Below are 21001 nucleotides of genomic sequence, written 5' to 3' on the forward strand. Positions count from 1 at the left end.
CAGTAAACCGAAAAAGACGAGGAGGTAGATACATGCTAGTTTATATCATTGCGCTCGCTATCTGTGCTGGGGGTTGGTACTTCTATACATATCAATTAAAAAGTGGAGGCTCAACCATTCTTCTCAGCTTATTTTCTCTAGGTATCTCTGTAATGTTTCTTGTGGCAGGATTACTTTTTTCAGGAGCTGTAGGGAGCCAGGGAGCAACAATGACCGTCGCTTTTTTAGCAATTTTACTATTCTTCAACGGTATTTGCATGTTGATTACAGCACTGATCCAAACAGCAATCAGGAATGTGAACGAACAATAGCCTCAATAAACCTTCCCTCTAGCATAAAAGAGACTGAACCCCATATGGATTCAGTCCTCTCCCTCACTTAACTGTTTTGTTGGCATAAACAGTCGGTGAGGTCTCAGCTTGTGCAACGAGTACCGGCCACCAGAACGGTGCTCCGCGCCAACCATGTTCTTTTTTCCCTTCTTGCCGAAGCATGATCAATGCTGGAAATTCTCTGGCAACTTTCCTTGCTGCGGCCAATTCTCCACTTCCCTTACCTGGCGTATCAGGAGAGTTTTCAAACTTACCATCTTGTTTGTAGCGTCGGATCTGCCTCTGCGTCCTTGTCAGCAACCAGATATAAGCTCCGGACTCTGCTTCTTTACTCAGATAATCCAGCACACCTTCATATTCGTCAAGGTGAAAGTCACGACCTTCCTCCATTTCAAGAGTTTCATAAACGAGCCTCAGCATCTCTTTCGCTTGGGCGACAGGAATTAAATGAGCATTGTCCTCTGAATAGTGGGCTGATGTTTTCGCTTTTGCAATCAGGCGGTCGAGCTCAAGGATCGTTTTCTGTATATGAGTTTTGTAGCCGGTTTGGAAACCGATCGGCAACATCCGTTTATGCGGGTTGATCATCGTCAATTCAGAGAGCAGAATTTTGTTCGGGTTACATGGTAGAATGCCTTCACTTAAATCACGTTGGACAAAAACCACACCACGCCGATGCCCGCCTTGCTCGAAAGCGCGACGCAGTTCAGTATCAAATTCGTGAATCTTCTTCATGACAGCATAGATTCTCTGAGTCGTATAAAAACGGGTTACAGCAAGGTCGGCAACCGGCCGCGCACCGTACATCCTTGAATGCTGCAACACGGTATCCTGCTGAAATGATTTCGGGTTCCTTCCATAGAAGAAGCCGATCAGATTATGGATGGTAACACCACGGTCCAATATCTGCCCGCCAATAAAAATATTCATCGGAGATCGCAACTGCAGTTGCCCTGTATGGTCGAGAAGTTCATTGACGTCTTTTTCCGAATTGACAATGTTGCTCACAATGTATTCTTCATCCAGCGAGCGTCGCACTTCTTCATACACAGCAGAAAAAGCAGGCCTAGTGGTTTTTTCCAATGTTTGGACGGTACGCATCAAATCATCGTAAGATTCGCGGATGAGCCGCTGAAAAAGCTCTGATTCCTCCCGGGCCGATTCAATTAATAACTGTTCGAATCCCTGAATCAATTCGGCTTGCCAAGCATGCGCCGTTTTCCCCCGTTCCGTATGTATGATGAACGAGTATTTCTGTTCGCGCTGACCTTTTTCTCGTTGCTGCCAACGGCGTATGCCAGCCCCGACGATGAAATTGACAATCGCCTGTCGAATATTGCTAATATTTTTCTGTGTAAGCAAATGTTCCATTTTAACGCGGCGTCCGTCCATCTTTTTCATCACTTCAAGTTCTTTTTCCTCTACAGGATGGAACAGATAAGAAGATAAATGACCATCTTTCTCACTCCACTCGAAATACACCTTCCCACCAATGTAATGTTCGTGGATCGGAACTAGTTCTGTAAACGCAGGTCGAATCGGTTCAAACACTTTCCCTTTATGAATAGTCATATCCTCCGGTTGCAGGTAGAGTGAATACGGAGTTGCTGTCACTTGAAGGAACGCGGGCTTCCTCAGTGTTTCACGCAAGGTATTTATTTTTGTGGCAATGACACGCATATGCTTCACGTTCTGATCACGTTTATATTCATAAGCCACACTCGCAAAGTCCGCTTCATCATCAATAAAAAGTACCCGTTTGTCTGTTAGCTGAGGGTATCTTTCCGTGAGAGCATCATGGAGGTGATCGAGGTTACGAGTCTCTTTTTTCACGATTACGGCTAATTTCTGTGATAATTCATATTTTCTAAGATTGTCAGGCATCGCCATGATGTCATAGACACGCATCTCATCTTCCTCAATCGCCTTCGAAAACTCCTCGTTCAGGCGTGCGTAGGTCTGTTTAACAAGCGCATTGGTACCCTTTGTCAAAAGAATGACCATATCATAGCCGTTGTCATAAGCAAGAGCCATCACCCCGATAAATGTCCTCGTTTTCCCTGATTGAATTTTTCCAAGCAGCATCCCAGGATGATGCTCGGTCGTCGAGGTATCGAGAAGTTGAGCCATGGTCCGGATCATACACTCACGTGAATCCTGCTTATATTGATTTTTTCTACTTAATTGCTGAAAAAATGCTCCATTCGTTTGGAGCAGATGTGTGTTTATCGACATGTTGATGAACTCCTTTTTTCAAAACACGCCTATTATACCGCAATTACCCCACCGAATAAAAGAGTGCAGGCTGTTACTTACGCAGCACATGACTCACAGGCTGGTATTTTATAGTTTGCTAGATAAATAAAAAAGACAGCCTCTTCTGCACGGAAGAGGCTGTCAATCGAAGTTTTTCATGTTTTCGTGAAATTCACGTCGAATTTTTTAAGTGAATCGTGGTGGGCATTCTACCAACTACTTATTTCTTATCTTTTTCCTCTAACGGATCTTGCAAATTTTCCAAATCGACAGAGTCACCAAAAATCTTTTCCATTCTAGTTTTTGCGTTCCCTTTCACTTCCTCATCGATATGCGACAGAACCTGATAGACAGCATAAATTATTACCGCACTATCATCAGCAAAACCGACAGCTGGAATGAAATCCGGAATCACATCGAGTGGCAAGATGAGGTAGCCAAGTGCACCTGCAATGGTAAGCTTCGCCTTCTTCGGAGTTTCAGGACTTTTAAAAGCATAGTAAAGCAAAAGACTGTAATAGACGATTTTCGTTCCGATTTGACCACTATATTTACGCAGCTTTTCCCCAAACTCCTTCTCTGAAAAATATTTGCGTCCACGCGCAATCGCTTTTTTCGGGTTCAGGTTATCAAGCTTTTCTTGATATGTTTTTTCTTTTGTCATACAAGCACCATCCTCTTACGATACTTTTAACAAAAACGACAATGTTTAAACTCCTTTATATATCGGCTTTTTCCATTTATTAAGAAGGACAGCAAAATCGTGCCTTCCATTTTAGCTTTATAATTAACATCTCGCAAAACAGATGACGACACCATACAGTTCAATAGCCCAAGTCAACCTTCCAAACTATCATTTTTACAACCAGTATGAAGTTATCAGCTTCTTTCTTGGTGAGTTCATTGTAGAACGAACACTAGTTTTGTCGACACAGCCAAAAACACTTACAGTTCTTGGCTGCTTCTGGTACTTTTAGAGTAACAATGTCAAAGTTTCATATATTTTTGTTTTCACTTAAAAAGGAGAGGGATCGAAATGGAACTGGATCAACTTGAATTGAATGCGACTGTGGAGGAAACTGAGAAAACGAAACCGTATTATACGGCACTGATAGGTTGGAGTGTGCAAGCGATTGAGGCAGCAGCAAGGATGAATCGTCCCTTTGTCGTTGTAGGTCCGTCAGATTTCCAAATGTATGCGGAGAAACATGATATCCCGTTTGTCGGTTGGGATTTTAACAAAATCAACGAAAGCTCTGATCATTTGTACATGCAGTTAAAGGAAATGGGCGTAGAAGTCGCAGTCCCATTATATGAAGAATGTGTGGAATGGGCAGGTGCTTTAAACGCACGTTTCCGTGAAGATCCTCGTGTATTCAACCGTTCCCTGTTACTTCGTGATAAAGGGATGATGAAGCGTAAAGCACAGATTTCAGGCATTAAAGTCGGTGTGTTTGAAGAAGCACGAGACAAAGAGGATGTTGAACGATTCTTGAAACGTGTCAATGAAGCGCTGTTGAAGCTCGAAGGTGACCACCTCGACCCGATCCATGTGAAGCCGCTCGATAAAGCAGGATCTGTCGGTCATTTGGCTATTTATAATAAAGATGATATCGACCGCATTGTAGACACTGATTTTCCATTACTGATGGAGAGCCACTTGGATGGACAGGAATTTTCAGTGGAAGCTTTCATTCACAAAGGCAAAGTCCGTTTTCTCAACATCACCGAATATGTCAAATTGGGGTACTCCAACTTCGTACCGGCTTCACCTGCACTGGAGGAAAAAAGACCTCTGATCGAACGTGCGGTCCAGCAGCTCGTCGACGCTTTTGAAATCGAGTATGGAGTCATCCATCCGGAATATTTCATTACGCAAGATGGCACACTTCACTTTGGCGAAGTCGCAGCACGTGTACCGGGCGGTCATATTTTCGATTTAATCGAGCGCGCCTATGGATTCAGTGCTTATGAAGCGCAAATTTTGTGCAGTGATCCGAATACGACCGAAGAGGAAATTCGTGAATTTTTTCCGGACCCTTACTCCTACGAAAAGTACGCCGGATGTCTGATGGTGCACCCGAATGTTGATTATGTGGAAGACTTGAAGATTCCGGATGAGCTTGAAGAGCATCCATACTTCGAGAAGCATGACATGTTCACACCTCCACAAGGAAAAGTGGCAGAACGTGTCGGTTTCGGAAATCATTATGGAACAATCTTTTTCTATGGCAGAGATAGTGAAGAAATGACAGAGCTGCTCAAAGCCTACGAACAGTATAATTTCTACGTATAAGCGGTCACTGATAGAGAAAGGAGAGGTCCGATGCCTCAAACGACTGATGTCCTTGCGGAGCGATTCACTCATGCCTTAGACGGGTTAGCAAATGCTCATTCTTTTGCAAAAATGAAATACCAAACAGACGTCTATCAGGAGGCAAACCGCCTGATAGAAGCAGAGGATGGGCTTGAAAAGCTATATCAACATGCTTACCGCTTTGAAGAATCAGGTGTATTTCAAGACGGGCCCTGGGAAGCAGCAGAAAAATTGCAACCTCCCCTCGTCGCTGGTTCATTGAAAGCTAAAGGCCTGCCGATGATTATCGAAGTGTTAAGTGAGTTGCGCATGCTTGCTATTGCTGAAGGAAAAACAGCTAATTCAAACGTTTCAGCGAAAATGGCAGAAGAGTTCTTAAATGAAGTAATGGTCCTGAACCTGAACCTATTGTTTCCAGATGCAAGTGAAAGTGCCCGAATAGAGAACCATGAGAATGATGAAAAAGCGGAGAAGCTATTCCAATTCCTCTCTAATCATTTGTCGTCCACCGCACTTGTCCAGACGCTGATTGATGAAATCAAACGCCTGACCTCCCAGCGCCCGATCATGATCAAACGGATCGTTTCGATGATCAAAATGGCGAAGAAAATGGTAGAACAGGAATCTGAAGAAAAAGACAAAGCGGAGCTGAAACAGTTCATCGCTGCGATTGAAGGGCCGTCAACATTGAGCGCTCAGTTCAACGACGTGCATGCCTATCGTTCACAGTTGAAGCTGCTCACAAGGACCGATTTGATTTCAGAGAGCGTCGCTTTAGCACAATCCATGCGTGAAACCGGGCTTGTCGCACCACACCATGCTACACTGATTCGTTTTTTAAGTAAAAAGAATCCCGGTCTGCTAGCATATACACTCAATTTAAACAGCAAAGGCAGTGCCAACCTGGAAGAAAACCGGGAACTTGTCATTCAACTGATTCGCGCCTCTATTTTTCCGGCCACTCGCCAGGCGATATACGGATTAGCAATGATGCTTGAACGTGGTATCTTATCACACTCCCCCGTTGCACCGGGATTACGGAGATTGGTTGAACTCGACATTCGCCCAGACGTACGCAACGCTTTGTATTCTACAACTGCTCAAGGAGAAGGTGTGACAGCCAACAGCATCCTTGTCGCTGGAGCCATCCAAATTCTTGGCCAGCCATTGGGCGTCGGTCAAGGGTTCAATCCGACCTGCCAAGCTGCACGGGGCATTAGCTTATGGGCTCAGCACGCTCCTGGATTTTTGCTTGAAATCATACCGCGGGCTGCCCGTGACGGCGATCTCGATTTCACATTCGAGGGGACACCCATTCATTCGAAAGACCTGAAGGGCGGCCTTGCACCAGACCTGGATAAAGAGCTCGACCCTGTTTCTTTAGTCTTAGTGCCACACCTCGACCGGATTTATAGTGAAATGATGACCCGAGTCGCTTTGCGTGGCGATGACGGTCACCGCTGGGTCAATCCAGCTTTCTATGGGAACTGGGTTCAAAAAGGCTTCAGTTCTGTATTCGATCCTATTACAGGGTATGTGCTCGATTATTCCGGCTTCGTCAAGCTGTTCTACGCGACGCACCACCCTGAATATAACGATGACTATGAATTGATTTACCCTAACCCTGTCGGGATTTTCATTACGAACGTCCACGGCAAACTCCTAGGCCTGCACGCCGTATCCATTACAAAAATCGGCAAGGATCCAAACGGCGTAGAACGGATTTATTTTTACAATCCGAACAATGACGGCTCGCAAAACTGGGGACAGAACATCGAACCAAGCGTAGGCGGATATGGCGAAGCAGAAGGCGAAAGTTCCCTCCCCTTCCACGAATTCGTCTCTCGCCTCTACGCCTTCCACTACAATCCTTACGAACAGGGAGAGGCTTATGCAGTGGAACACTCGATCGTAGAGAACATCCGCCAGCTAGCGCAGGAAAGCTGGGGGAAAGATTACACTTGGGTGTGAAATTAAAAGAGGAAGCGTCCGGGGAGATACGATAAGCACAAGACAAACAACATAAGTGGAATTTTCTTCACATCGTTGATTGTCTTGTGTAAGTGTCTGAGCTCTGTAAGCACAAGCAGATTTTACGATTTCCTAAGACAACAAAAAAAGACTTCCGGAATACCGGAAGTCTTTTTTATGTTACTTATTTTTGAACGTTAGCGGCTTGTGGGCCACGGCTGCCTTCTTCGATTTCGAAAGAAACAGTTTCGTTCTCTTCTAGAGTTTTGAAACCTTCACCTTGAATAGCAGAGAAATGAACGAATACATCGTCTTGACCTTCTACTTCAATAAAACCGAAACCTTTTTCTGCGTTGAACCATTTAACTGTACCTTGTACCATATGTGTTGCCTCCTGCGTGGAACTATTCCACAATGTATTACTATTTTTGCTCTGCATATTCATTCAAGACGAAAGTGACTTTCTAGTTACTTTAGCTTTCACTCGTAAACGAACAAGAATAATTAATTTTAATTATAACCCGATCTGCCCAATCCGTCAAGCGGTCCCCGAATTTTTTTTATGAATACGTTTCTTTTCTTTCTTGAGTGCTGCAGGAAGTGGAATCTGATCAAAAGAAAAACGTATGATCTAACTGATCGGGAACAAGAGCGACCAAGCAACATGGTTTTTTCCTCCAGTTTTAAACTTGGCAGTGCTTACTTACCTAGAAAGGAACAGATGAAGTTAGCTATACAAAAATTAAAAGAACGCTCCTACTTGGAGTGAGCCAAAGCAGCCCAATATATTCAATGGATGTAATTTTATATTTTTTCAGATTGCAAAAAAGAGGCTTCCGATTAATCGGAAGCCTCTTATCTCTTACTTATCTTTGGACGTTAGCAGCTTGTGGGCCACGGTCGCCTTCAACAATTTCAAAAGAAACTGTTTCGTTTTCTTCTAGAGTCTTGAAGCCTTCGCCTTGAATAGCAGAGAAATGAACGAATACATCGTCTTGACCTTCTACTTCAATAAAACCGAAACCTTTTTCTGCGTTGAACCATTTAACTGTACCTTGTAACATGTTGTTACCTCCTGCGTGGATGTGTCATCCACATTGTATTACTATTATTGCTCTGCGAATTCATTCAGACGAAAGTGACTTTCAAGTTACTTTAGCTTTCATTCGTAAACGAACAAGAATAATTAACTCCCATTATATCTGCCTGATCATCATCTGTCAACATCATTCAGTATTTTTTGCAGTCCTATTGAAAAAGTAAGCAGTAAATAAGCGCGAAATTAACATTCGAATAGTCAACTTACACTTATTATTCGTCGTCTTCAGGATACGGCGTTAATTCTTCCGAAGCCTCCGTGCGCAGCTGCGCTACATTTGTATCCACTTCATTTGCACCTGTGTCTTCCTCTAACTCGCTTCTTACATATTTGTGGAACATATACTCGAAAACCGCTAAACCTACTGAAGAAATTAAGGACGCCGTAAACAAGTCCCCTCCAACAGTCAATGCATCACTCATGAAGTAAATGATGACAAAAGCCAGAACAAAATCTGAAATTGTTGCAATCGTATTGTTCGTTCTCGGCAAGATGATCATATCCCCCACCACATATGAGAGGAGACTGACAACCATTGTAATCAAAAAGACGTTTCCGAACGCCATATCATACCCGGCACCTAAGACAATATAAAGGAAGGCCAATGTCACAAAAAATTTGATGGCCAACAGTTTGATGTGCTCCATAATAATCACACCTCCTTCCAACGCTTATCTTTTACGATAACCATCACTCTATACAACAGAGTTTCATCAATAATGGAAATCTGGAAAATGTTTCTTTTCTTCAAAAACAAATCCTCAACCCAAATCTAAAAAATAAGAGCAAAAACACTTTGACCTCAAATAGTCTCTCCAGAGTTTGGTCAGATCAATTTCAGCTGTCCATTATTTATTTCTTAAACTGCAAAAAAGCTTGACCGAAAATACTTCAGTCAAGCTTTGTGATTATTTTTTTAATGTAAGTGATTAAAAAAACGTCCAACACTGCGGCGTTTGAAGGCCTTGAAAAAGGTTCAGCACCTTTTCCTCCTCCCCCTCAACACTTGCCGACCCGCTGTTCAACAAACTTTCCAATGTGACACAACCCATCATTAGAGATGAGAAGTTTCCAATGTCAATCGTCACCGTAACTTCAGCAGGATCGTCTGTCAAAGAAGCCTCTCCTTTTGTAAACTGCCACACTCTGTCATAAGTTTCTTCTAATAAAGTGTCCGCCACTTTCCAACCCACCCGTACAGTCTCCTCCCCAAAACGATTAGGGTTGGTCTTTTCGATAAACCCGTCCATATCTAAAACCCGATACATGAGTCCCTTTCCTTGTACACTCGTCTTATGATAGATCCCAAAAATCAAATTCTCATCTGTATGAACTGGGTCATTCAGTAAATATGAGAAATCCTTATCAAACGTCGGAAAGTGGATGGTACGTACTTGGTCCTTTTGATTATGTAGAAATTGGATCAAAGCTTGATACGCTTCTCGTGAAGTATAAAAAAAGTTCTTTATATATAAATCGTTTTCCAGAAAGTGTTTTCCTCCCTTGAATTCACATGTTACATAACCTTCAAGATCGCCCTCCTTCCTCACCCCAAATGTATGCAAATTTTCTCTTTCCAAAAAGGAAAATCCGTATTCCTCGATATCTGTCGCTCCATGAGTCCTTCCAGCCCACTTTTGATAACAATTCCGGACCTCTATTATATCTGCACTATTCAAAGTCTCCACCGGAAGTGCCCCCTCAAAGATTGGAAGCTGCACTGGCCGGAACTGATACGTTGCTAAACTGGAGCCTAATCCGAATCCCATCTTTTTGTAAAAGGTTGGTTGAAAAGGGTATAGATGTGCAATCACACATCCATTTTTTCTCGCATCCTGTAAAAACTGCTTCACAATCCGCTTTGCATGGCCCTGTTTTTTATAAGGTAAGTCGACTGCCACGGTACCTATACCAGCTGCTTGGACAGATGCACCATGTACGTTCATCTGATGGTCATACTCGATAAACGCACCAATTAAATTCTCTTCGTCATATAACCCGATGTGACGAATCGTATGTTCTTGGGCCATTTTTTCGCGATGCTTCATATAGCGATCTTTTTCTTCCTTCGTATCCAAAGCCATTCCTGGATAGCAGCGTTGGGACAACTCCGTAAACGCCGTGAAGTTTTCAATTTCTTTAAAATACATATCCAGCCCCTCCTTTAATAAAGTGTCACGTTTATTTACTTGGCTGTACCTCTTTCTATTCATCCTACCATGTCGACTTATGAAAAGGTGAAAATATAAAAAGGCGTCATGCCCACTTATCGGCTAATGTCAAGTCTAGAATTACATAATACATTTAACTATTATTTTACATATAGTCCTGCCCGAAGAGGGAGGATTATAGGACTATAAAAGAATCAATCATAGGAGGTGATTTTATGAAACAAGCCGATTCTTGGCGGGACTTGAAAAATGCATTTTCATCGAATCTTCGCGCAACGATCCCCGTGGTGATTGATGACCACCTTGAAGAAATGAAAGGCATAAAGGAATTTAATTCCTATATTGAACATTTCCCTGATTACGCAAATAACTTATCCTTAACCTTAAACCAGTCATGCCATGCCCTTTTCATGTCTGAAGATGATTATCAGGCGTTCATTAACTTATATGATAAAGAAGCAATTGAAGTAGGAATTGCATTTGCGAAAAGTAATTATTTCACCATCGAATTGATGTTACATCTAACGCATAGTACCCGGATGTGCAGCATTCGAAGGGTACTGGAGGCTCTGAGCAAGGTGGAGACGAACCTTGACCACTCCCTCCTGGTCGAGCGCTTTTTCGATATTACAAACAAAAGACAAAATGCCTTTTTCCAGGGCTACATAGCAGAACAAAACAAAATGCTCAAAAATCAAAGCATCACAGACCCTTTGACAACGTTATATAACCGGAGGTACTTTTATCCATACATAGAAAAGAAGTTGGCTCACCAAAAGAATCGGCCGATTACACTCCTCCTTATTGATTTCAATAATTTCAAAGACATCAATGATCAACTTGGTCACCGGGAAGGCGATCGTCTGCTGAAGAATTTTTCTGAACTGCTCTGGAACATCCGCCCTAGCTTCGACGGTGCTTTCCGTTTTGGCGGAGACGAATTCGTGCTTGCGATAACTGATTGCACAGAGGCGATGGCTGAAAAAGTGGCTCTTGATTTGGATCATGCCATCAAGCGTTTCCACCCAGAAACCTCCATCTCCTTTGGGGTAATCCAACTTCCCGCGGAAAGAGTGAATGTCGATGAATACCTGAACATGGCCGATAAACGAATGTATGAAAACAAAACAAAGCGTCATCATCACCAATGATAAGAGGGAAATGATACGATGAAGACGAGCGAAATAAGCCGATCAACCGAAAGAAAAAATGACCCAATCAACTAAAAAAAGACTCCCGAATTTTACAGACCACTGAAAAAACCTTTTCAATCTAGTGGAGTTGTTAACGTTAGGTGTTGCTTCTCACGAATCGCTTGTTGGTGGGTGCTTGACGCGGGCACGCTCATCGTGGAAACAACAGTGGTCTATATGAAAATAGTGATTTACTTGTACATTAAAAAGAAGCCAGGTTTATCGATAAAATCGGCCAACCCGGCTTCTTTATTTGATGAATAACTCAAAAAGTTGCAGTTCTTCAGTAACTTCGAATTTTAAGGAGTCTTTCTCATTGGTCTATTTATAACGCCGGCGGGCCAAACTTCCCGCTGCGAAAATCATCATATGCCTGCTTGATCTCTTCCATCGAATTCATTACAAACGGACCATGTGGCACGATCTCTTCTCTGATCGGCGCACCAGAATACACCAACACTTTCGTGCGCCGTTTGTGGGACTTAAGCTGAAGTTCGCTCTTCCCTTTTCCTTCTTCATTAAAAGTCAGAGTCCCAACGCCATGCTTTTTCAGATTGACTTTATTCGCCCCGGCATCTACATCTCCTGCCAATACATATAAAAAGGCGTTATGATTTTCGGGCAAATCAAGTGTGCACTCGGCCCCTTCAGATAAAGTGACTTCGCTTAATGTAATGGGAACGATTGAATCCAGCGGCCCTTCTGCGCCAGCCACTTTTCCAGAGAAAACTTTCACAGATCCACCTTCGAAAGGTACAACAGGAGCATCTTCCCCATATACATTCTGATAAATCGTTTCGGATTTTTTCTTATCTTCAGGAAGATTCAACCACAATTGCAACGTATGAGCAACGTCGTTCTCTACCCCATCTTCAGCATGACGGGCAGCCCATCCGGCGTTCATGTACTGGACATCACCTGGCTCGAGAATATCGCGCCCGCCACCATTATCAATGTGTTCCAAGCGCCCATCGACCACGTAAGTGACTGTCTGAAAACCACGGTGAGGGTGGTCCGGGAACGTTCCTTTTTTAAACCAGTCCTCCGCCATCAAGATGAATGGATCGAATTCTTTCCAGCGATCCGCTGGCAATACCCAGCCCTTCTGAATTGCAGGGAAACCCATCTCGTTGTATTTCACATACCAATGATCTTTCACCTCTCTAAGATATCTTTCCGTCATTTCTATCATCCTTTCAGAGAGATTAGCTGCTGCAACCACTCATCCACCAATATTCTGCTCCATTTTTGTAAGAAGCCGGGACAATTCTTGTAACTCTTCCTCAGAAATTCCTTCTGTCACTACATCATTGAAACTTTCTGCGACAGGCACGACTTTTTCTTTCAACTCCCTGCCGCTCTCGGTCAAATAAAGTTCCAATGCCCGGCGGTCATTCGGGCAAAAACATCGTTTGATAAAGCCTTTCTTCTCGAGGTTGGAAGCCATGCGTGCAATGTTTGTTTTATCTTTGGCTAATTTTTCTGCGAGCTGATTTTGGGTCATCCCGTCTTTCTCCCAAAGCAGCATCATAATGAGGTTCTGCTCTGGTGCAAGGTTATAAGGTTCTAACTTGGACTTGATGTAACCCGTCAACTTCAAATCGGTCTTGTGAAGTTTAATACTGATATAATCTTGAAAGCTCAAATTCATTAGATACCTTCTTTCGGTATGAAGAAATAGTTGCTACACCTACTATTTGTTAGTTCCATTATAAGAACCAGAAGACCGATTGTCAAAATATAGATGGTTGAAACTGCTTTTCCTCAGGTCATCCAGAAATTGGATGACCTGAGGTGGGGTATTTATCCATTTTATTCACTCAAATGAAAATACCTGCTTTCCCTTCAGGTAGTAGGGGAATGCAGGTATCACTAGTCAATCTCTCATTTCACTTTTTGTAATAGTTCATAGGCTTCTTCTTTCGTCTGTACATTCAATAGCTCTTCTCTGAACTGTTCATCCATAAGTTGCCGGGACAACATTTGTAAGATTTTCAAATGGTCATCTCCCTGCCGGTTTTCCGGAACGGCAATCATGAAAATAAGTTTCGCATCTGTGCCATCCATACTGTTCCAATCTACCCCGTCCCGCTTCATGCCAAAAACGACGGCTGGATTTTTCACAGCAGATGATTTACCGTGCGGTATTGCGATGTTCATCCCGAGTCCTGTCGTGCTTTGATTTTCCCGGTTGATGATCGCTTCTTTGAAATCAGTTTGTGAAACTAAGATTTCATTGTGGTCCAGAGTTTGAATCAATTCATCTATGACGTCATCACGTGTCGCCCCTGCCAAATCAATATTGATTAGTTCGGGCGTGGTAATATCCGTCAATTTTGAAATTTCTTTGGGTTGTGTTTGAGGTGCTTCTGCCTTTTTTTCCTCTTCTTCTGGTTCTTTTGTTTCCTCGAGCCCGTTATCTCCCGGTATGCTCTCAACAGCTGCTACATCTTTTTTCAGAAGGTTAACCATGAAAGCAGTAACGACCACACCAATCGCAGCTGCAACAAAGAACATGAAAACATTATCTACCGCTCCTAAAACAGCAACGATCGGTCCACCATGGGCAACCCTGTCTCCAACACTACTTAACATAGCGACTACTGCACCAGTCATCGAACCGACTACAATACTCGGTATCACCCGCAGTGGATCTTGGGCAGCAAATGGAATAGCACCTTCCGTTATCCCGAACAAGCCCATTGTGAACGATGCTTTTCCTGTTTCCCGCTCCGCTTGGTGATATTTCTTTTTGTTAATGAATGTTGCAAGCCCCATCCCTATTGGAGGAATACAAATCGCTACGGCAATAGCGCCCATGATTTCATAGTTGCCTTCAGCGATCATAGCTGCACCGAATAAGAATGCTACCTTATTGAAAGGTCCTCCCATATCAATAGCAATCATTCCACCTAGAATAAGGGCAAGTAAGACGGCACTCGTCCCTTGCATGCCTTCCAACCATGCTGTCAATCCTTCGAAAATTCCTGCCACAGGCGCACCAATGACAAATATAAAAGCAAGTCCGACAATCAATGAACCTATTATCGGAATGAAAATGATCGGCATCACGGGTTGAATGGCTTTCGGTACTTTAATCTTTTTAATGGCAAGGACCACATATCCTGCTAAGAAGCCAGCGATAATACCGCCGATGAATCCTGCTCCAGCTTCACTTCCGTAAAAACTTCCATCAGCTGCGATATAGCCGCCGATGATTCCAGGGGCTAATCCTGGCCGGTCAGCAATACTGTAGGCGATGAACCCTGCTAAGATCGGAACCATAAAACTGAAGGAGGCAGCTCCCAGGCTTTCAATCTGTTTCCAGAAAGAATCATCAGGAATTTGAATCCCCTCTGCGGTCTGGTTTCCGCCAAGAGCTAATGAGATTGCAATCAGCAGGCCCCCTACTACGATAAATGGAATCATGTAAGAAACACCATTCATCAAGTGACGGTAAATCGGGTTTTCCTTCTCCTTTTTCTTTTGTTTTACAGTTTCAGCCGAAGGCATATCCCCTTTGTAAACGGATACATCTTTGTCGATGATTTTTTGGATCAATTTCTTCGGCTCACGGATACCTTCCTGCACACCGACAACTAACAGTTTCTTCCCACCGAATCTCTCTTTTGAAACGTCTTTATCACTTGCAATAATAATTCCGTCGGCTTCGGCAATATCTTTTTCAGTCAATTCATTTTCCACGCCGATCGAGCCTTGTGTTTCCACTTTCATCTCTACTCCCATTTCGTCTCCTGCTTTTTGCAAATTCTCAGCAGCCATATAGGTATGGGCAATACCGACAGGGCAAGCGGTCACAGCTAATATCTTCATCCCGTCCCCTCCTCATAATTGATTTATCTTAAGTATAAGTCATTTTTCCTCATAAAAAATAATTCATTTTTACCGCAGTTGTGGTAAAAATGAATTATTTCAAAAGCACCTGTTTCATTTCAGAAAAATTATCCGCCCGCCTGATTTTTTCCACAAGCTCAGGGTGTTCGCTGATCTTTGATATGGCCTGCATGAGCGGGCGTGTTCTTTTCTGATCATTCGGAGCAATCGCTAACATAAACACGACCGTCACTTTTTCATCCCCCCATTCCAATGGTTCATCTAAAGTAGAGATTGCGATCGTAGTTTGATGAACCTCTTCAGAAGGAGCGTGAGGGATGGCAATACCGCCCCCTATGGCCGTAGCGGAAGAACGTTCCCTTATTAAGGTGCGATGGCCGAAAGTCGGCTTGACTCTGCCTTTTTCAGATAAAACGTCTGCCAAGCCTTCTATCACTTTGAAACGATGTACAAAAGGAGCTTTCAGAATGCAGAAATCTTCATGGATGTAATCAATGAGTGAACGCATGTTAAATTCTTTATTTCCGCTTTCGTCCATAGATTGTAGAAAGCGATCCAACTGCTTTTTATCCTCAGCTTCCAGCAAAGGGGAAATTACGATATGAGGGGGATCCGTTACTTGCAACGGCTTAGTTGAGATAATGAAATCAACGTGACTTTGCTTGAGAGTGGAATCTACATTCCGTTCAGCCACACAACCCACTATGTCTAAACCTTTATATGTTTGCTCCAGCTTAGCTTGAAGAAGATGAGACATCCCGATGCCTAATTCACACACAATCAATACATGCTTCATCCGATTTCTCCGTTTTTCCAACCTTTCCACAGCAGCCTGAAAATGTAACACTAAGTAAGCTGCTTCGTCTTCCGGGATTGCAAGCTCGTACTTACGTTTCACTTCTTCTAGCCCCATCACGACCATACTGAACATATAAGGGTACATCTTCTTAATTTGGGAGAGCATCGGATTACGAATCGTCAGTCCGTATCGCACACGATGAATCGTGGAGGCTAAATGGATTTGAAGACCATCCATCAGCACCCGATCATCTCTGAAATTTTTCATTGTCATAATCTGCATTTGAAATGTCAGCTGGTCTATGACCTCACTTACAAATGGGTCCGAGGAAGAGGCTGACCATTCAGGACTTTTACAACTGATCAGATGCCAGGTAAAGTACACCTGCTCCTCTATTGGAAACTTTATCCGCAATACTTCTCCCAGTCTATGAAAGAACCACTCCGCCATTTCGTATTCTTGTGTTTGATGTACAGACGCTTTTTCATCATCTTTAATAGAAATCAAGGAATTCTGTCTCGTCCGTTTAATCATTACCAATGCATGAATCACAAGGCTTTCCTTTTCCCCCTCGGCAAAATGGAAAGAAAAAAGCTGTTCAAGCTGTCTGACCAATTGTCTGACGATATCCACCTCATAGCCTGGAAATAATTGAATCACACTCTGATTGGAATCCGCCCGGGAAGCCACAAGCTCCGACAAATGGGCTAACGCATTCCGCTTATTCAGCTCTTCTCCTGTGATCTTACTGCCCAATCGTTGTTTCGATATAATTTGAAGGTGATAACTTTCAAGCCACTGTCTGATCACATCCAAATCATTTTTGATCATAGGTATAGTTGTGTAATAATCCGCTGCCAACTCATTAAGGGAAAATGCTTTTTCTTCTACGAGCATTCGGTAGGCTAATTCTAGTTTCCGGTCCTGGTCAGTTTTCTTTTCTGTTTGATAAAGCCGATTGAATAACTTCGCCTTCTCTTCTTCCGGCGCAACCAGGCTGATACCAATACCTGGCTTCCGGACAAGGTAAGCCGCCGATTCTGTTTGTAAAAATTGTTCGAGCAACTTCAAATCATTTCTCAACGTTTTTTCAGAACATTCCAGTTCATCAGCTAACGATTGTACGCGAAAAACCTCATCTTTATGAATGAGGAGCTTATGTAATAATTCCGTTTGTCGATCATTCATCAAGGAACACCATCTCCATTAATTCTCAATATACACAAGGACGCACTTTCTCCCAGTATATCATTTCCCATGGAAGAATGATGAGCCCTCATTTTTCACACCGATTAAAAACATTTTTAAAAATCTGAAACTTTAAATTTTCCTACGCGTAAAAGAATTAAAAGCACATAAACTGGCAGAAGGAAAAGAAGGGAGAGTTTGTCTGATGATCGAGGTAAACAAGGTTAGTAAAAGGTATGGCTCGACCCGAGCGTTGGAGGATATCAGCTTAAGCATCGCAGAAGGGACTTGTTTTGGTCTGGTCGGCCCGAATGGGGCAGGAAAATCTACGCTTATGAAGATTTTAGCCGGGATCCTCCTCGAGTTCGATGGTGATATTCTCGTTAACGAGCGATCTGTTTCAAATGATCGTATGTCTATTAAAAAACAGCTCGGCTATGTCCCCCAAGAAATTTGCCTGGAGGACACATTAACGGCAAGGGACAATCTGATTTTTTTCGGCAAGTTGTATGGTCTCTCAGGAAGGCACTTGGAAAAGCGGATAGAGCAAGTCCTGGACCAGATCGGTTTACTTGAACGCAGCAAGGATAAGGTCTCCACATTCTCAGGGGGAATGAAGCGTCGATTGAATATCGGCTGTGCATTGCTCCACGAACCTGGGGTCATTATCATGGATGAACCGACAGTCGGTATCGACCCTCAGTCCAGAAATTCGATTTTTACGATCATCAAACAACTGAAGGCAGCAGGAAGCACCATCATCTATTCCAGTCACTACATGGAAGAAGTAGAATTATTGTGCGACCATATCGGTCTGATCGATAAAGGTCAGTTGATGGAATTCGGTGAAATGAATGATTTATTAGCACGCTACGCTAAGCCATCTTTGTTTATTTCCGGAGATGAGATTCAGGAAGAAATGCTCTCCCCTTTTGGAAACCTGGAGAAAAAAGGGACCGGATATGTCATCGACAGTCAGGAGCCGCTCATAACTTTGGAAGAAGTAATAGTGATGCTCAGGGAAAATGGGAAAGAACCGCGCAGGCTGGAACTTTACCACCCTAGACTTGAAGATATATTCTTTAACCTGACTGGAACACAGCTTCGCGACGCTTAAAGAGGAGGAATCGTTTATGTGGGCGATTGCACGGACAGAATTGAAAAAGAATATACAGGATAAAGGGTTATGGTTTTGGACATTTGTGTTGCCGATCGTTTTCATTGTAGGTTTTGTTACAGTTTTTTCTGGGGATGAGAGTACCAGCCAACAGGAAATCGTCACACAAATCATACCCGGATATACGATCATGTTCGCTTTCTTCATTATGATCTCGATGGTCATCGCCTTTGTGAAAGACCGGGAACGAGGAATGGTCGCACGTATAGCCAGCACCCCTGTTCCAATTAAAAATTACTTCCTGGGGAAATGGCTGCCGTTCATGATCATCGTGTTGATTCAGATTACGGTTCTATTTGGTTTTGGAATCGTGGTATATGATCTTCCGATGGGTGACCCCTTAGCACTCATCCTGTTATCAATCATGCTAGCTTTCATTGTAACGGGGTGGGGGATGGCCATGGCCGTCCTTGTCAAAACAGAAAACATGGGAATCGCACTTACGCAAGTCATCGCTTTAGGAGGGGCCCTGTTAGGCGGGCTTTGGATGCCAATTGAAATCATGCCGGACCTCGTCCAAAACCTGAGCAAAGCGCTTCCGCAATACTGGGCTTTAGATGGATATAAAGAAATTCTTTTAGAAGATGGAGTAATAGGTGACGTTTGGCTCCACAGCTTGTTTCTCTTTGCAGCAGGAGGCATCGGAGGGCTGATCGCCTACTTTGCCTATCCAAGGTTTTTACGCCAATCAAGAAGTTGATTTTTTATTCCTTGTACTCCTCTTTTTACTCCTTTGGTAATCCATATTATGGAAATTGAATAAATGCACTATCCTTGTAATGGGATGGTGCATTTTTGCTTTTGATTTTCGACCGATCATTTCTATAGTTGCAAGCTTTCCAGCAAATAATAGAAAGAGATAGAATCAGGTACTTTAGTACATTTTCAAAGTACCAATTACAGTTATCCAGAACGTGGACTGAGGTTTAAAAAAATTTGAAAGAAGCTGGATTCCGACTGAGAATCCAGCTTCTTCATTCAATCATCAAGTCCCGCAATACGTTCGATAAGGACGCTCTCTCTGCTCAGGGAGCTTGGCATACTCCTCTTGTTCATACGAATACGCATAAGGGTCAGTAAGTACATGGACTAAGCGTTTCGCTACCCCGTAGTCGCCTTTATCAACCGCGGCGTCAATGGCCTCTTCAACGCGGTGATTACGAGGAATAACGGCCGGATTCGAAACCTTCATCCGTTCATAAGGTGCCTTCTCTGATTCTTCCTGTCTGGCTACCCTATTCTTCCACTGCTCATACCAATTCGCAAATGCAGTTACATGCTGCATCCCTGTCTTTTCCGGTTGGTCCATCGTCAACGCGCGGAAGGTATTCGTATAATCGGCGTTGTTTTTCTCCATGATTTCAAGAAGGTCTTCAATCAGCGGTTCATCCTGTGCTTCTTTGTTCAACAGTCCAAGTTTAGACCTCATGCCTTCAAGCCAGTGACTGTGATACAACTTATCAAATTTCGCATGAGCCTCTTGCGCAAGCTCCACCGCCTGCTCTTGGTTTTCATGGAAAAACGGCAGCAATGCCTCTGCAAAGCGCGCAAGATTCCATTGACCGATCGGCGGCTGATTCAAGTAGGCGTAGCGGCCTTGGGTATCGATCGAACTGAAAACGGTTTTCCGATCATATTCATCCATAAAAGCGCATGGACCATAGTCGATGGTCTCACCGCTTATGGTCATGTTGTCCGTGTTCATCACCCCATGAATAAAACCGACCAGCTGCCATTTGGCGATCAATGAGGCTTGCTGTTCAATTACTTTTTCAAAAAGAGACAGATATTTGTTCTCATCTTCCTCAATCTCAGGGTAATGGCGTTGAATGGTGTAATCAGCCAAATCACGTCTATCCTCTATCGTCCCCCACTTCGCCGCATACTCAAAAGTTCCGATTCGCAGATGACTGTGAGCAACGCGCGTCAAAATCGCCCCAGGGAGTTCGGTTTCGCGTAAAACAGACTCTCCTGTATTGACCACCGCAAGGCTGCGGTTCGTAGGAATTCCAAGCCCATGCATTGCTTCACTGATGATGTATTCACGCAGCATCGGGCCAAGGGTCGCCCTTCCATCACCACCACGGGAAAAAGGAGTAAGCCCTGATCCTTTCAACTGAATATCATACCGTTCACCAGAGGAAGGAATGTGTTCTCCAAGCAGTACAGCTCGTCCATCCCCTAACATGGTGAAATGTCCGAACTGATGGCCCGCATAAGCCTGAGCGATCGGCGCCGCCCCTTCTGGTACATGGTTTCCTGAAAAAACATTGGCTTTTTCCTTAATTTCTAATCCGAGCTCCTCAGCTAAAGATTCGTTGAAAACTACCAGCTCCGGGTCGTCTACTGGCGTCGGTTCAGTTTCAGCATAAAAAACTTCAGGCAACTGTTTATAACTATTATCAAAATTCCATCCTGCTTTATTTTGTGTCATTTTATCTCCTTTGTGGATTCTGGCTTATTCATTTCACCATATCATATCTCAATTCTTGTGCCATCCTGTATGATTTATCCCAAGCGTCAAAAAATCTTGCTTGTTTTGTGCTTATTCTTTCCATAAAAAACAGGATTATTGCCGTCATTTGTCCTATTCAAACCAATTTCTCTCTAATGATCTGTCAGAAGTACGCAAAAATGGAGCCG

The 21001-nt window shown here is 43.4% G+C and carries 17 protein-coding genes; 6 read left to right on the plus strand and 11 right to left on the minus strand.

The window, feature by feature from the left end:
- Positions 1-32: 32 nt before the first annotated feature.
- Positions 33-311, plus strand: coding sequence for a hypothetical protein (locus HLI_RS07310; RefSeq protein WP_128524338.1), 279 nt, complete (start codon positions 33-35; stop codon positions 309-311).
- 63 nt (positions 312-374) lie between these two features.
- Here the strand turns inward: HLI_RS07310 and HLI_RS07315 are convergent, their stop codons facing one another.
- Both HLI_RS07315 and HLI_RS07320 read right to left on the minus strand, forming a co-directional pair.
- Complete coding sequence (locus HLI_RS07315) at positions 375-2567, minus strand: Z1 domain-containing protein (protein ID WP_128524340.1); 2193 nt, start codon at positions 2565-2567, stop codon at positions 375-377.
- A gap of 241 nt (positions 2568-2808) precedes the next feature.
- Positions 2809-3252 carry a YkvA family protein gene (locus tag HLI_RS07320; protein ID WP_128524342.1) on the minus strand — a complete coding sequence of 148 codons (444 nt, stop codon included), beginning with the start codon at positions 3250-3252 and terminating at the stop codon, positions 2809-2811.
- A 372-nt stretch (positions 3253-3624) separates the two neighbouring features.
- On the opposite strand from HLI_RS07320, the gene HLI_RS07325 reads away from it, so the two are divergent.
- Positions 3625-4884, plus strand: coding sequence for an ATP-grasp domain-containing protein (locus tag HLI_RS07325; RefSeq protein ID WP_128524344.1), 1260 nt, complete (start codon positions 3625-3627; stop codon positions 4882-4884).
- A 30-nt stretch (positions 4885-4914) separates the two neighbouring features.
- Positions 4915-6876 carry a hypothetical protein gene (locus HLI_RS07330; RefSeq protein WP_128524345.1) on the plus strand — a complete coding sequence of 654 codons (1962 nt, stop codon included), beginning with the start codon at positions 4915-4917 and terminating at the stop codon, positions 6874-6876.
- Between the two features lie 184 nt (positions 6877-7060).
- Here the strand turns inward: HLI_RS07330 and HLI_RS07335 are convergent, their stop codons facing one another.
- The 4 genes from HLI_RS07335 to HLI_RS07350 form a co-directional block, all read right to left on the minus strand.
- Positions 7061-7258 carry a cold-shock protein gene (locus HLI_RS07335; RefSeq protein ID WP_128524347.1) on the minus strand — a complete coding sequence of 66 codons (198 nt, stop codon included), beginning with the start codon at positions 7256-7258 and terminating at the stop codon, positions 7061-7063.
- 484 nt (positions 7259-7742) lie between these two features.
- Positions 7743-7940 carry a cold-shock protein gene (locus HLI_RS07340; protein ID WP_128524349.1) on the minus strand — a complete coding sequence of 66 codons (198 nt, stop codon included), beginning with the start codon at positions 7938-7940 and terminating at the stop codon, positions 7743-7745.
- Between the two features lie 247 nt (positions 7941-8187).
- The gene (locus tag HLI_RS07345; protein ID WP_128524351.1) at positions 8188-8622 is read right to left on the minus strand and encodes a YndM family protein; all 435 of its coding nucleotides are present in this window, start codon (positions 8620-8622) and stop codon (positions 8188-8190) included.
- 282 nt (positions 8623-8904) lie between these two features.
- Complete coding sequence (locus HLI_RS07350; RefSeq protein ID WP_164908509.1) at positions 8905-10125, minus strand: GNAT family N-acetyltransferase; 1221 nt, start codon at positions 10123-10125, stop codon at positions 8905-8907.
- Positions 10126-10361: 236 nt separating this feature from the next.
- Between HLI_RS07350 and HLI_RS07355 the strand changes: the two genes are divergently transcribed.
- Positions 10362-11297: a GGDEF domain-containing protein gene (locus HLI_RS07355; protein ID WP_128524355.1), complete on the plus strand. Its 936-nt coding sequence runs from the start codon at positions 10362-10364 to the stop codon at positions 11295-11297.
- A gap of 367 nt (positions 11298-11664) precedes the next feature.
- Here the strand turns inward: HLI_RS07355 and HLI_RS07360 are convergent, their stop codons facing one another.
- The 4 genes from HLI_RS07360 to HLI_RS07375 form a co-directional block, all read right to left on the minus strand.
- Positions 11665-12522, minus strand: a complete 858-nt coding sequence (locus HLI_RS07360; RefSeq protein ID WP_128524357.1) for a pirin family protein — start codon at positions 12520-12522, stop codon at positions 11665-11667.
- 39 nt (positions 12523-12561) lie between these two features.
- On the minus strand, positions 12562-12990 hold the full coding sequence (locus HLI_RS07365; RefSeq protein ID WP_128524359.1) for a MarR family winged helix-turn-helix transcriptional regulator: 429 nt from the start codon (positions 12988-12990) through the stop codon (positions 12562-12564).
- Between the two features lie 233 nt (positions 12991-13223).
- Positions 13224-15173: a fructose-specific PTS transporter subunit EIIC gene (locus tag HLI_RS07370; protein WP_128524361.1), complete on the minus strand. Its 1950-nt coding sequence runs from the start codon at positions 15171-15173 to the stop codon at positions 13224-13226.
- Positions 15174-15267: 94 nt separating this feature from the next.
- Positions 15268-17181 (minus strand): BglG family transcription antiterminator, encoded by a 1914-nt coding sequence (locus HLI_RS07375; protein ID WP_128524363.1) that lies wholly within the window; start codon positions 17179-17181, stop codon positions 15268-15270.
- Between the two features lie 205 nt (positions 17182-17386).
- Between HLI_RS07375 and HLI_RS07380 the strand changes: the two genes are divergently transcribed.
- Together HLI_RS07380 and HLI_RS07385 are read left to right on the plus strand one after the other, a co-directional pair.
- A complete protein-coding gene (locus HLI_RS07380; protein WP_128524365.1) occupies positions 17387-18298 on the plus strand; it encodes an ABC transporter ATP-binding protein in 912 nt (303 codons plus the stop codon).
- A gap of 16 nt (positions 18299-18314) precedes the next feature.
- Positions 18315-19058, plus strand: a complete 744-nt coding sequence (locus HLI_RS07385) for an ABC transporter permease (RefSeq protein ID WP_128524367.1) — start codon at positions 18315-18317, stop codon at positions 19056-19058.
- A gap of 285 nt (positions 19059-19343) precedes the next feature.
- Here HLI_RS07385 and HLI_RS07390 read toward each other — a convergent pair whose 3' ends face one another.
- On the minus strand, positions 19344-20792 hold the full coding sequence (locus HLI_RS07390; RefSeq protein ID WP_128524369.1) for a protein adenylyltransferase SelO: 1449 nt from the start codon (positions 20790-20792) through the stop codon (positions 19344-19346).
- Between the last annotated feature and the right edge of the window lie 209 nt (positions 20793-21001).

Origin of the sequence: Halobacillus litoralis, assembly GCF_004101865.1 — a bacterium.
In the GTDB taxonomy this organism is placed as follows: Bacteria; Bacillota; Bacilli; order Bacillales; family Halobacillaceae; genus Halobacillus; species Halobacillus litoralis_A.

Excerpts from the sequence above, each read along its gene's own strand:
- HLI_RS07310 (WP_128524338.1), top strand. The coding sequence starts at position 33 with ATGCTAGTTTATATCATTGCGCTCGCTATCTGTGCTGGGGGTTGGTAC.
- HLI_RS07315 (WP_128524340.1), bottom strand. The coding sequence starts at position 2,567 with ATGTCGATAAACACACATCTGCTCCAAACGAATGGAGCATTTTTTCAG.
- HLI_RS07320 (WP_128524342.1), bottom strand. The coding sequence starts at position 3,252 with ATGACAAAAGAAAAAACATATCAAGAAAAGCTTGATAACCTGAACCCG.
- HLI_RS07325 (WP_128524344.1), top strand. The coding sequence starts at position 3,625 with ATGGAACTGGATCAACTTGAATTGAATGCGACTGTGGAGGAAACTGAG.
- HLI_RS07330 (WP_128524345.1), top strand. The coding sequence starts at position 4,915 with ATGCCTCAAACGACTGATGTCCTTGCGGAGCGATTCACTCATGCCTTA.
- HLI_RS07335 (WP_128524347.1), bottom strand. The coding sequence starts at position 7,258 with ATGGTACAAGGTACAGTTAAATGGTTCAACGCAGAAAAAGGTTTCGGT.
- HLI_RS07340 (WP_128524349.1), bottom strand. The coding sequence starts at position 7,940 with ATGTTACAAGGTACAGTTAAATGGTTCAACGCAGAAAAAGGTTTCGGT.
- HLI_RS07345 (WP_128524351.1), bottom strand. The coding sequence starts at position 8,622 with ATGGAGCACATCAAACTGTTGGCCATCAAATTTTTTGTGACATTGGCC.
- HLI_RS07350 (WP_164908509.1), bottom strand. The coding sequence starts at position 10,125 with ATGTATTTTAAAGAAATTGAAAACTTCACGGCGTTTACGGAGTTGTCC.
- HLI_RS07355 (WP_128524355.1), top strand. The coding sequence starts at position 10,362 with ATGAAACAAGCCGATTCTTGGCGGGACTTGAAAAATGCATTTTCATCG.
- HLI_RS07360 (WP_128524357.1), bottom strand. The coding sequence starts at position 12,522 with ATGACGGAAAGATATCTTAGAGAGGTGAAAGATCATTGGTATGTGAAA.
- HLI_RS07365 (WP_128524359.1), bottom strand. The coding sequence starts at position 12,990 with ATGAATTTGAGCTTTCAAGATTATATCAGTATTAAACTTCACAAGACC.
- HLI_RS07370 (WP_128524361.1), bottom strand. The coding sequence starts at position 15,173 with ATGAAGATATTAGCTGTGACCGCTTGCCCTGTCGGTATTGCCCATACC.
- HLI_RS07375 (WP_128524363.1), bottom strand. The coding sequence starts at position 17,181 with ATGAATGATCGACAAACGGAATTATTACATAAGCTCCTCATTCATAAA.
- HLI_RS07380 (WP_128524365.1), top strand. The coding sequence starts at position 17,387 with ATGATCGAGGTAAACAAGGTTAGTAAAAGGTATGGCTCGACCCGAGCG.
- HLI_RS07385 (WP_128524367.1), top strand. The coding sequence starts at position 18,315 with ATGTGGGCGATTGCACGGACAGAATTGAAAAAGAATATACAGGATAAA.
- HLI_RS07390 (WP_128524369.1), bottom strand. The coding sequence starts at position 20,792 with ATGACACAAAATAAAGCAGGATGGAATTTTGATAATAGTTATAAACAG.